General features: G+C 56.8%; 7 protein-coding genes. 4 read left to right on the top strand and 3 right to left on the bottom strand.

Annotated features, from left to right (window positions below):
* Positions 1 to 202 precede the first annotated feature (202 nt).
* From IFT44_RS01040 to IFT44_RS01030, 3 genes are read right to left on the bottom strand one after another with little or no spacing between them, the layout of a single operon-like run.
* On the bottom strand, positions 203 to 1,621 hold the full coding sequence (locus tag IFT44_RS01040; RefSeq protein ID WP_192175260.1) for a TolC family outer membrane protein: 1,419 nt from the start codon (positions 1,619 to 1,621) through the stop codon (positions 203 to 205).
* The gene (locus IFT44_RS01035; protein WP_199861466.1) at positions 1,618 to 2,898 is read right to left on the bottom strand and encodes an HlyD family type I secretion periplasmic adaptor subunit; all 1,281 of its coding nucleotides are present in this window, start codon (positions 2,896 to 2,898) and stop codon (positions 1,618 to 1,620) included. The genes IFT44_RS01040 and IFT44_RS01035 overlap by 4 nt, the downstream gene beginning before the upstream one ends.
* Before the next feature lie 58 nt (positions 2,899 to 2,956).
* Positions 2,957 to 4,780, bottom strand: a complete 1,824-nt coding sequence (locus tag IFT44_RS01030) for a type I secretion system permease/ATPase (protein ID WP_192175259.1) — start codon at positions 4,778 to 4,780, stop codon at positions 2,957 to 2,959.
* 728 nt (positions 4,781 to 5,508) lie between these two features.
* Between IFT44_RS01030 and IFT44_RS01025 the strand changes: the two genes are divergently transcribed.
* From IFT44_RS01025 to IFT44_RS01010, 4 genes are all read left to right on the top strand, one after another.
* The gene (locus IFT44_RS01025; protein WP_192175501.1) at positions 5,509 to 6,327 is read left to right on the top strand and encodes a hypothetical protein; all 819 of its coding nucleotides are present in this window, start codon (positions 5,509 to 5,511) and stop codon (positions 6,325 to 6,327) included.
* 17 nt (positions 6,328 to 6,344) lie between these two features.
* Positions 6,345 to 7,859, top strand: coding sequence for a DUF4214 domain-containing protein (locus IFT44_RS01020; protein WP_122478364.1), 1,515 nt, complete (start codon positions 6,345 to 6,347; stop codon positions 7,857 to 7,859).
* Positions 7,860 to 8,009: 150 nt separating this feature from the next.
* Positions 8,010 to 10,367 carry a glycosyltransferase family 2 protein gene (locus IFT44_RS01015; protein WP_192175500.1) on the top strand — a complete coding sequence of 786 codons (2,358 nt, stop codon included), beginning with the start codon at positions 8,010 to 8,012 and terminating at the stop codon, positions 10,365 to 10,367.
* A complete protein-coding gene (locus tag IFT44_RS01010) occupies positions 10,364 to 12,778 on the top strand; it encodes a glycosyltransferase family 2 protein (RefSeq protein WP_192175258.1) in 2,415 nt (804 codons plus the stop codon). The genes IFT44_RS01015 and IFT44_RS01010 overlap by 4 nt, the downstream gene beginning before the upstream one ends.
* Positions 12,779 to 12,791: the final 13 nt, after the last annotated feature.

The raw sequence follows: 12,791 nt of genomic DNA, 5'->3' as shown, positions 1-12,791 counted from the left end.
AAAGCGCGGAGTATACATATACCCGCCAGCTCAGCCCAGCCTCCAACACCGGCGCGAGCCGAAGACCGCACGCTGCTCGCATCCCGTAGGAGCGGTCCGTGGCCGCGAAAAGAACACCAAGGACTGACTGATGTATCGCGGTGTTCCGTTCGCGGCCACAGACCGCTCCTACAGAGTTGTTACATCGACGATCCAACATCAATCAGGGTTTGGTTTTCACCTTGGCAACATCACCGCCAGGCAAACCTTGTTCCGGCTCGGGGCTGAGCCAGACGTTGACACTGTCGACACTCTCTTGGTTCAACTTGCCACTCCAACGATTCAACATGAACAGGTTGGTAATGAAGTCGTACTGCGATCTCAGCAAATCCCTACGCGCCTTGAACTCGTTCTGCACACTGGTCAATACATCCACCGCATTCACCACGCCATAGGCAAACGCCTTCTGCGCGGCCACACTCGACTGTTGCGCCGAAGACAATGCGTTCTTGTTCGCGCGGATCTTTTCCACACTGGCCTGGGCGGTCAGGTAGGAAGTGGTCGTTTCCTTCACCACCTGCCGACGCACACCCTCAAGGTCTTGCTCGGCAGCCAGCTGGTCATCGTACAAACCCCGAACCCGCGCCGAGGTGGAACCGCCGCTGTAGATCGGTACCCTCACCCCAAGCGTCGCCACGTAGCTGTCGCTGCGAGGCGTCAAGGTATTGTCGTACCCTACGTCACTTTGCTGAGCACTCAGGCTCACACTCAGTTGCGGATAGTGCCCGCCCTTGCCTTCGCGCACCGCCGCATCGGCGGCCTCGGCGCCGCTCTGGTAAGCCTTGAGCAAGGGGTTGGCATCCATGGCTTGGGACACGAAATTGGCCAGCGGCACAGTCGGCGCCTGCAAGGCCACATCGTTGCGTACGCGGCTCAGACGTTCGTCGATCCGCCGGCCGACGATCTCGGACAACGCCTCACGACTGACCTGCACCTGGTTGCGCGCATCCACTTCCTGCGCCGCCAAGGCATCGACGCGTGCCTTCAGATCGAGCTGATCGGTGATCTTGGCCATCTGCCGCTCGTAGAGCATGTTGATCCGATCAAGATTTTTCTGCGTAGCCCGCCGCTCGGCCTGCACCAGCTCCAGTTCGTCATCGGCGGCCAACGCGATGAAGTATCGCTTGGCCAGATCCACCGTGGCCTCGGCGTGGGAATCTTCGGCCTGGGCGCCTTTCTGCGCCGTAACGCTCTTGGCCTTCTGCCACCCTTCCCAAGCGGTCTTGTTGTAGAGGTATTGGGTCAGGCTCAGGGAATAGCTCTTGTTGTCGTAGATCTCACGCGCCGCGTCGTCCTTGCGCAAAATCCGGTTGAAATTGCTCTGCGCCGACAACTGCGGCAGCAGGCCGCCCAAAGCTTCGCGCTGCTGCTCGGACGCGGACCGCGCCCGGGCATAGGCTGCCAGCACGCGCGGGTCTTCAAGACGCGCCTCGCGGTACAGCCCGGCCAGGTCCAGTGCGTAGGTCGAAGCCGACACTGGTGGCTTGGGCGGAACATCGTTGGGAACCAGCGGTTCGGCGCCAACGGCTTGCAACGCCAACATGCTCAACATCACACCAGGTAACAAACGCGACACAGTCATTCCTCGATCATCGACGTGGCGAACATGTTCTGAGCGGGCTTGAGCAGATACTCGAGCATGGTGCGGTCACCGGCATTGATCAGCACCTCAGCAGGCATCCCCGGTTGCAACTTGCGATCGCCGAGCTTCTTCATGCCATCGTCGGAAACCTTCACTCGCACCAGGTAGTAGGGCTCACCCGAGCGTTCGTCTTTCAGGGCGTCAGCCGAAATACGCGTCACCTCGCCCTCAATCACAGGCGTGGTGGTGCTGTTGAACGCACTGAAGCGGATGTCGGCTTTCTTGCCCAGCGATAGGCGGTCGATATCGTTCGGTGCAACGTGTGCCTCGACGATGAGCTCGGCAGACGCTGGCACGATATCCAGCAGTGGAGTGGCAGCACTGACAACGCCGCCGACCGTGTGCACTTTCATGTCGAGTACCATGCCACTCTCTGGCGCCCGGATGACTACACGAGACAGGCGATCGCTCAATGCGCTCTCCTTCTCTTGCAGGTCGAACACCTGCGCCTGCACGCCCGATAGCTCATTGGCCACGTCCGAGCTGAATTTCTTGTTCAACTGCACGATCTGCATTTCCGTTTCGCTGATCTGCAGGCGGGTTTTCACAATAGTGGACTGGTGGTCGGCCACTTCCGTCTTGAGCATGTCCAAGCGGCGCTGCTGTTCCAGCAAACGCTGATTGTCGACGAAGCCTTGAGAAAGCAGATCTTTGAGCTGGACGATCTCGCCGCTATAGGATTTTTCCAGATTCTGCTTGGTTCTGATCATATCTTGCAGACCCAGTATCTGCTGCTTCAACTGACTGATACGTTCGCGCTGCACCGAAATCTCACTCAGCCGCGAATCGTGTCGAGCACTGAACACCTGCTGCTCACCGGCCAGCGCTTCCTGCGCCCGCTCCGAATCCGTGCCCGTCAGAACCACGGGTGGGATGGCCTGCAAGCCGTCGCGCTCGGCACGCAAACGCGCTTCCTTGTAGCGAGCTACGATCAACTGATTGCGGGTCGACTCGTACTCGCTGCTCAACTGTCCTTCGTCGAGCACGATAAGCGGGTCACCTTGCTTGACCATGTCGCCGTCGCGAGCGAGCAGCTCCTTGACGATACCGCCCTCCAGATGCTGAACGGTCTTGCGATAGCTCTGCACCGTAACGCTGCCCGTGCCGTGTACCGAGTTTCCCAACGGTGCTACCGCAGCCCATGTACCGAAGATGCCAAAGGTGACAAACACGATAGTCATGCCAATGCGCCTGATGCCGCGATCGGACGTGGGCATGTCATCGAAGTTGTGATCGAACGTCGTAATAGCCTTGCTGGTCACTGATGAATTCCTTTCAAGCGCCGTTAGGTGCGGAAGCAGCGGGCGTTTGCACGCCGGGGCCTGCAGGAGGTGCCGGCGGATTAGGCGCAGCGGGCGCTGTCGCACCGTTCGTGCCTGGGCCTGGGCCGGGCTGGGCAACACGGGCCTGACCTTTTGCCTGTTGAACTGCGAGCTCGGCAATGACCTTGTCACGCTCGCCATAGAGAGAAATGGTCCCGTTGGACATCACCAATATGCGGTCGAGCCGCGAAAGGATATTGGGTCGATGGGAGACGATGAAGACGGTGGCGCCTGTCTCCTTGATCTTCTGCAATGCAACGCTGAGCGCGCGCTCACCCACCTCGTCGAGGTTGGAGTTAGGCTCATCGAGCACGATAAGCCGCGGATTGCCGTAGATGGCACGGGCCAGACCGATTCGCTGACGCTGACCGCCCGAAAGGTTGATGCCATCGCTACCGATCACGGTGTCATAGCCGTCGGGGAGCATCAGCACCATCTCGTGGACGCCAGCTGTCTGCGCGGCCTGTACCACCTTTTCGGGGATGATTTTTTCAAAACGGGAGATGTTGTCGCTGATGGTGCCCTCGAAAAGCTCGATGTCCTGAGGCAGATAACCCACATAGGGCCCAAGCTCGTGCTTGTCCCAACTGCTGATATCAGCACCATCGAGTCGAACCACACCGTGCTGCGTCGGCCAGATGCCCATCAAGGCGCGCACCAATGTCGACTTGCCCGCCGCGCTCGGCCCGACGATGCCGACAATCGATCCGGCAGGTGCAACGAAGCTGATATTGCGGATCACCGGAGCCTTGGCTCCCGGGGGCGCTACAACCAGATTCTCGACCTGAATGTGCCCTTGCGGCGCCGGAAGCGGCATGCGCTCCGGTTCTGCGTTGAGTTTGTTCAGTACGTCGCTGAGACGGCCGTACTGCACCTTCGCAGCGATGAACCCTTTCCAGCTGCCGATCATCTGGTCGATGGGAGACAGCGCACGGCCCAGCAGCAAGGAGCCCGCCATCATCAGGCCCGGTGTCACCTGATGAGTGATCACCAGATAGGCGCCGATACCCAGCATGATCGATTGGGCCCAATTGCGGAACGTCTTGGAAATCGAGGTAATGGTCCCGCCCTTGTCACTCGCCTCCGACTGCAGCATCAGCACCTTGCGCTGACGAACCGCCCATCTGTTCATGAGGGTTTCAAGCATCCCCATGGACTCGATGACTTCCGCATTGCGCAATGTCTTGTTGGTCGTGACGTTGGAGCTGACGCTTTCCTTGTTGGCCGCGGCAAGGGTGTTCGCCGTGTACCGGTGATTGACGAACGCCAGCACGACCAGAACCAGACCTGACGCCACGGTCATCCAGCCGAACCACGGATGGAAAAGGAACATTACGGCGGTGTAGATCGGAAACCAGGGAGCATCGAAGAACGCAAACAAGCCGGGCCCGGTCAAAAACTGGCGGAGCGACGTCAGGTCATTCAACGACTGGGCCGTGGCATCCATCCCCCCACTATTCAGCGCGCGCTTGAAACTGGCCCGGTACACATCCCGACTCAGAAGGACGTCGAGCCGGTTGCTGATGCGCACCATGATTCTCGAGCGCACCCACTCGAGCGAACCCATGGTGATCATGAGAATGGTGAGGATCAGCGTGAGCATCAACAACGTTGAATTGCTGCTGGCAGGAACCACCCTGCCGGACACCTGGATCATGTAGAAGGTTGGAACCAGCATCAACGCATTGACGAAGAAACTGAAGAAACCTACCGAGAGGAAGCTGGTTTTACAGGCCTTTAAAGCCGCTTGCAGATTATTCTCGTGTGACCGACTCATAGTATCCGTACTGAAGAAATGGCTAAAACGGCACGCAGTGTACCACTCGCGTCCGTTTGATAGGAGGTTCTGCCGCGACTCTCATTAGGCTGCTAGTAGTGCGGGTCAAAACATGGGCAGCATATGGAACCGGAGGATGCAGCACTACGGTTTTTTTCTTAATTTTTTATTCAGTTTGCGTATGAAACATTAGGCTTCCCACCGATCGCCTCGCGCACCGAAACCGAATCCAGATCTAAGCGGATAACGCCCATCCGACAGATTTTTACCTGTCAAGTGGAAGATTCCGATCAAGCTGTAGGTAATAGCTTAGTGCCACTAATATTGTGACTGAAATTTGTCGTAATCAAATATTACAAATTCTTAGTTATCGCAACCTTCTGATATTAAAGGTTTTTTTTCGAATATAATTTGCGCACCTCAATAGTGGCCACACGGCTATTCATAAACCATTAGCGCCAGACTGCTGCCCCCGGTCACCCCTCTAAAGCCGGCTTGATCGGGAATGTAAGATTTTTTTCACTCGACGATTGACAACCTACCCTCTCTGGCTCAATCATTCTCGCTCGAAGGGAAGCCGCCACTGGCCACGTTATTGTTTCGGGATTGTCATTTCTCAATGGCACAGTGTGTTCAAGCCAACAGGAAATCGGAATTTCATGTCACTGCCTTCGCATGCACTAGATGGATTGAAAATCAGCTCGCGGGTCACCCTGCTAGAGCCTGGAATGTACATCTTTCGTTATGCCTCGCAGCCCCCCGCAGACAAGCCTGTTTGCATCGCACTACAACAAGCGCCTTTGGGCAAAGGGTCTATCGACTTCTTCCCAGCCGAGGGTGTGAGCAAGAACATGCTTACACACTTGGGCGACACTATAGTTGCCCGTGTTAAAAGTGGCGTGGCCACTGTTCTGATCACCGAATATCACATGTTCGATGCTGAAATTGATCCGATAGATCTGCGCATCGACCGTATAGACACCTCTCCTGCCATCATGCGCAATTTCTCTGTCGTTGCGACCCCAGAGCCCAGCCCGGCACTCGCGGTAACGGCCTCCCCCGCCACGCTCAAGCTCATCGCGCACCTCCAGGGCGCAGGCGACGTTGAATCCACCAAAGGGTGGGTGGGTGAGCATGACGGCACGAAACGCCTGGAAGGTTTTTGCGTCATCTGGGAAAACAAGCCAGAAGGCGTAGATCTCGTCTACACCTCAACAGTCGCCGGTTCGGGCCCAAGTCCCAACGTGGCTGCTGGCACCTTCACCGGGACACGCGGCAAAGCCTCTCCGCTGATTTCGGCAGGCTTCAGCCTGGTCGGTCCCAACCGCTGCCTCTACGAATTGTCTGGCCACATCGTGTTCTCCGGCTCCTCGCCGCAACTCGTCGTGGCCAACCAGATGATGTATGGCCCCACAGGCACCGAGCCTCTGGTGGCGCTGCATCTCTCCATAGATCCCGTCACGAAGATGAACGCTCCCCGCAATAAGTCTCCGTGGGAAAACTCTGCATTGAAGCAGAAAATCAGCAGCACGGGCCAGATGGCCTGAAGTAACAGGAATTACACATGCAATACGACAGCCCTATTTCGTCCGAATCGTTCCAGACCACTCTGACCGGTACCAACTTCTCGTCCGCTACCGCGGCCGCGATCAGCACCCTGCTGAGCTTGGAAACAGCTGCCACCGTCAACCTGGCTAGCTGGGATGGCGTTTCGGCTCCTCTGACTCCAACTGGTCAGACTGCTGCTGCTGAAGTCGTAACCGGTACTGTCGCTGGCCGTACTGGCGACACCGTTACCTTGGCCATTCCTGATTCGCTGGCCTCGGCCAAAGCGTTCGTACTGGACAGCAATGCCAACCTGAACGTCACTTTCAACCCTGTTGCTGCTGCTCCTGTAGCTCCAGTAGCTCCGGCTGAAGAAGTGTCGACTTTCAGCGCATTCAGCATCGCAGCCGCCGCTGTTGCCGCTGATCCTGCTACTGCTGTTGAATTCCTGGTCAAAACCGGCAACGGCGACGACATCATCACCGTAACTGGCGATCAGAACACCTACATCGACGCTGGCTTCGGTAACGACGTCATCACCACTGGCAACGGCAACAACACCGTAGTCGCTGGCCTGGGCAACAACGTCATCACCACCGGTACCGGCAATGACACCATCGTTCTGAGCGGCGTAAACCACTCTGACGTAGTGAACACCGGCGCTGGCTATGACGTCGTTCAGTTGGAAGGTTCTTCCGCCAACTACAGCTTCGTTACAGGCAACAACTTCAACGTCACGCTGAACGGCGCTCAAGGTCTGGGTCAAACCGCGGCCATCACCAACGCCGAGTTCCTGAGCTTCACCGACACCGCTGGCGTCATCAGCACCGTTGCGCTGGCTCACAACGAAGCCGAAGCTGCTGCCCTGCGTCTGTACGACGGTATCCTCGGCCGTGACGCCGACGTTGCTGGCGCCAAGCAGTGGACTACTCAGGTCAACGAAGGTACTTCGTTGAACACCATTGCTCAGAACTTCCTGAACTCTGGCGAGTACACCGACGGTGACAACACCGCGTTCATCGACACCCTGTACGGTGCCCTGCTGGGCCGCAACATCGGTGAAGACGCCGCTGGCGCTCAAAACTGGCTGAGCGTGTTGGCCAGCGGTGGTTCGCTCGTAGACGTTGTTACCGGCATTGCAACTTCGCAAGAAGCCATCGCCCAAGACAGCGGCAACGGCGAATTCGTCCAAGCTCTGTACACTGCCGCTCTGGGCCGTGATGCAGGCGAAGACGGCTTGTCCGCTTGGGTCGGTCAACTGGTCAACGGTGCAAGCCGTGCCGAAGTGGCTGCAGGCATCCTCGGTTCGTCCGAAGCTGCTGAGAAGTCGACTGACAACTTCCTGAACGACCTGTACGTCAAAGCACTGGGCCGTACCGAAGATCAGGCTGCAGCCGACGTTGCTGGTAAAGCAGGTTGGGTCGAGGCTCTGGCCAACGGCGCTACTCAGGCTGACGTTGCCATCGGCATCATCGGTTCGCAGGAAGCGATCGCTCACATCGACAACGTTGTAGTACTGCACGGCGCGGTGTAACTCACCCTGCCGAGTTGAAGATACGTCCAGCTGAAAGGCTGGGCGTGTTCTGAAAAAAAGGGGCGACTTTAGGGTCGCCCTTCTTTTTATTTTGAATGGCGAATCGAACAGCCCATGTCCAGAAACCTTGATCGTGAGCGAGAAACGCTCATGGACATTTTTCACCGCCACCGTCAGGCCAATGAGCATGACCTCGCCGCTGTAGCGCTGGAACGCGCCATGCAGACGTCCGAATACCGACCGGAGGCTCTGATCTGGAAAGGTATCGATGCGTTGTCGCACGATCCTCAGCTGGCATTTATTTTTCTAAGTAACGCAGCTCATCTCCTGCCCCATCGACCAGACGTACATGCGTTGGTCGGCCGATGCATTCTGCTTCAGAACCAACCTGAAACCGCGAAGAAATACCTGAGTGCGGCTTGGCAGAAAAACCCCAACGATGCCTCGTTGCGGATGACACTGTGGCAAGCTCGCAGCCAATCAGAATCATCTCAGGATCTGCGCGCGTCTATCCTTGCTCACCTTCCTGATATCACTGAAGCAGCCGAGCTCTCGTTCGTCCTCAAGTTGCTGCTCGCCCAGCCCGATACTGCGTCCACTGTCGGAGTAGTTCGCTTCAATCCTGATGAAAAGGAAATCCAGGGCTGGGCAGTCGACCTGAGAGATCCGCAAACGGCCCCTACCCTGCACCTCGAAGCCAACGGCCAGGCGATGAGCGTTACGGCGAATCTGGCACACCCGTTGCTGACAGCTGTCGGCCTTCCTTCCACTCACGGCGGCATTCGAATCAAGGTCCCCAACCCCACGCCAGCTGTGCAGGTACGGTTCGGGACAGGGGCACCCTTGCTGGGCAGCCCTGTTTCGGCGATGCCTGCCTTCGTTCCCCCACCGGCACTTGAGGGAGCGGGCGCAACGCAGCCAGTCGATGTATTGATTCCCGTGTATGACGGCCTCGAGGAAACCCTGGAGTGCATCAACAGTGCGATTGCAGCGCGCAAATTAAACCGCACTCCCCACAGAATCGTGGTACTGGATGACGCGACCCCAGTTCCGGCATTGAATAAAGCGCTCAAGATTCTCGCAAGCAAAGGCAAGATCAAGCTGATCCAGAACCCGGTGAATCTCGGTTTCATCCGAAACATGAATCGCGGAATGGCACTCAGTGGCCTGCAAGATGTGGTCTGGCTAAATGCCGACACGCGCGTACAGGGCAACTGGCTGGACCGCCTGCGTGACAAGGCCTATGCAGCAGCCGATATCGCTTCGGTGACGCCGTTCACCAACAACGGCGAACTGATGAGCTTTCCGGTCAGCCGTGTCAGCGCGCCAATGCCGACACCCTCCGAACACGCCGAACTTGATGAACTGGCACGCACGGTCAACAGTCCAGCGGTAGAGCTGGAGACAGGATGCGGCTTCTGCCTTTACATAAAACGCAGCGCACTGGATGCGGTGGGGTACTTGGACGAAGTGCACCTCAGCCGAGGTTATGGCGAAGAAACGGACTGGTGTCTGCGAGCGCGTCAGCATGGCTTCCGCCATCTTGGTGCACCCAACGTTTTCGTGGCCCATAAAGGCGGGGTATCTTTCAAGGAAGAAAAACAACTAAGGGTTGCCTACAACAACGCCATATTGCGCAAACGGTTTCCCACTGCCGAGGCGGACTATGACGCGTTCTGCAAACGGGATCCATTGCGGCCGGCTCGAAACGCTCTGCAAAGTGCGCGCTTCGGCAGCCTGTGCAACTGGCTGAAAAGCGAAGCAATCATCTGTGGTTCAGCCATGGCAGTTCATGTGCAGCCGGACTCGCCACAAAACTCTGCGTTGAGTCTCGTCTACAGACAGGGGGCCACCGGCATTGTTGCGACACTCTCAGCTCCGATGAAGCCCTTGGCGTTGGTCATAGATTACACCCTGCCTAAAGACGGCAAGGTACTGTTTGGTCATCTAACGTCCCTGATCAAAAACGGGGTAGCAAATTACATTTACGCAGGGGGCCCGGTGTTGCCCGCCGATCTGACGCAAACGTTCGACGCAGTTGGCCTCACTGCGTCCGTTGGAGCGGCGAACAGCGACCCCACGCATAGACCCTCCATAGTCGAGAAGCCAGCACAGCGGATGCTCATCGCAGACGATCTGTCACAACCGGCAACGCTTGAGAGATGGACTCAAGTGGCTAGACAGTTCCGCAGGGCCGCTTCGTCCACTATTTTCTGTGTAGAAGGCGACACTCCAGCATTGAAAACGCTACTTGCCACAGGAGCCGTGCAAGGCTTGACTCCTTCCCCTGGGTTCGAGCGGGCAACGTGGGTGACGCTCAGCGGATGTAAAGTGCTTGCCACTCTGGATACTGGCCTACTCCCCGATGCGTACTGCATACGGATGGCTGCCTTGCATGACATACCGCTTCACTCAATGCGAGAAAATGCCATCAGCGAATCCACCTCCTGCGCGCCCGCGCAGCTGGATAGATCAAGGACAGAGGCTTCGAGCCTGACAGAACTATGAACGATCAAAATACAACCACTATTCGCGGTCGACTCGCCGGGCTCTATGGTGATGTGCTACAAGGCTGGGCGATGGATGCTGCTAAACCGGATCTGAAACTGGTGGTGGAGATCCATGTGGACGGCAGTAGCGTGGCATTTGTACGAGCCAACGAGTTCTGCCCAGACGCGGAAGCAGGTGATCAGTTCAACGGCTTCGCCATTCAACTTCGCGAGAGTTGGTTGAGTACTGGCAGCGTGATTACGGCACGCGTTGCCAATCAGTCCGAATGGTTGGCAGGCACCATCCAACTCCCTGCAGCAATGCCTTCCGAGCCGGCTCCCGCCGCGTCTCAGGTCTGGCACACCGGAGGTTTGAGAATAAGTGGCTGGGCATTCGATGCCGCCGATCCAAACCGCTCGGTTACTATCCACGTCCGCGAAGGCGCCAACGTACTGGTAACAGCCAAGGCCAATCAATTGCATCATGCCTTATCGTACAAGGCTAGCCGCAGCCATGGTTTCGAACTGGACCTCCCTTGGGAGCTCGCAGATGGCAAGGTCCATACACTGCACGTACAAAACGACTTGGGCGAGCAGCTTTCTGGAAGCCCGTTGGCTTTTTGCTGCTGGCCGGAAGGCGTGGAAGCCCTGCTTCGCAGTCACTTGGCAACCGTCGGTGATGAAGCCAGGGTTGCGCTAATGGCCGAAGTCGCTCACTACCAAGAGCTAATCTTGCCTAAGAGCGCCGGTTTCAATCACTACCCGCAGTGGTTCGAGGTGTTCCAGAAGCCGGAACCTGCGAGCATTGCAGCGAAGCAGACTTGCGGCGTGCTCATCATCAGCGAGGGAGATGCGCAACTAGAGGCACTATCCCGACTCAGCGCAAGTCAGCAGCGCCACCAAGCCAAAGCGGTAGAAGTAGTTGAGGCTACGGATGTAATGCCTGGACTCAAGCGCCTGATGAACCTGGGCTGCGACCTCATAATCCCTCTAATAGCTGGTGACCGGCTGGCCGCGTATGCTTTGGATCACCTTGCGCCATTACTGGAAGACGGTACAGCGTGGGCCTATGGCGATTGTGACTGTGATGGACTAGCTGGCGAGCGCTCTTCGCCATGGTTGAAGCCGGTATGGGACCTAGACCTGTTCATAGGAGCCGACGTCTTTTCCCCTGGCGCCATCTTCACTTCCTCTCTGCTTGAACAGGCGCTCGACACCGCTAGTAGCGTCTTGTGCACCGCAACGCTTGGCTGGCACACATTGCTTGCCAGCATAGCACTGCTCACTCAGAGCCCTAAAGTCAGAGTCGTGCACCTGCCCAAAGTTGTCTATCACCGACACCTTAGCCGTCCAGTAACACCTGCGGACGCTCCGCGCTGCGAGCAGCGAGAAGCCGCTATGGCTTGGCTCGTCAATACCCTCCGCGAAGGCGCGACAATCGAGGCGATTGAGGACTTTCCCGGCCTACTAAGGGCGAGGTGGCCGTTGCCGGATGAACTACCTAAAGTATCGATCATGATCCCTACCCGGGATCAGGTAAAATTGCTGCGCACCTGTGTCGAAGGTGTATTGGGCCAGACTGATTATCCAAACTTGGAAGTCATCATAATCGACAATGAGTCGAGTGATCCTGAAACACTTACATATTTAGCAGATCTGAAGCAGCGCGGGGTGATCATACTACCGCACCCGTTCCCCTTCAACTACCCGGCAGTCAACAACCGTGCGGCGGAAATCGCTACAGGCGAATTTGTCTGCTTGCTCAATAACGATATTGAGATACTCAATGCGGATTGGCTTAAGGAATTAGTCAGCCAAGTAATACGACCAAACATCAGCATAGCTGGGGCCAAACTAATGTGGCCTAACAACATGGTTCAACATGGTGGAGTTATCATTGGTATAAATGGCGTAGCAGCGCATTGTGGCAACTATCTTCAAGCACATGAAGCAGGCTATCTAGGCTTGAACCAAATAACACACAAACGCAGTGCAGTTACAGCCGCATGCATGGTGTTAAGTGCTGACCTCTACCGTCAATGCGGAGGCATGGATGAACAAACCTTTCCTGTGGCATTCAACGATGTGGATCTATGTTTGCGAATAGGCCTCCTCGGTCATTCTCTTATATGGGAAGCAAACGCGAAGCTTGTACATGCAGAGTCAGCAAGCCGTGGAAAAGACACAACAAATGACAAGCGAGCCCGGGCGCGGTCAGAGCAGCAATCTTTGCTTGCGAAGTGGATGCATAGGGGGTTCGATGACATAACCTATCATCCGGCCTTGAGCGCGGACTACCTTACCGGTCCTTATTCTGGATTAGCGCTTCCTCCGCGTTGCTTCGACCCAAGACATAGTGGAACAAACAATCGCGTACTCGCAAGCAATCTGAAGGCGCTTCAGCACCTGCGCAGCAAGGAGCAATTCTAAATTGGTACCTTAC

This window comes from Pseudomonas sp. CFBP 13710, assembly GCF_014842235.1.
Lineage (GTDB): Bacteria > Pseudomonadota > Gammaproteobacteria > Pseudomonadales > Pseudomonadaceae > Aquipseudomonas > Aquipseudomonas baltica.
Note: the sequence above shows the minus strand (reverse complement) of the source record. Positions and strands in the feature narration are given on the sequence as shown.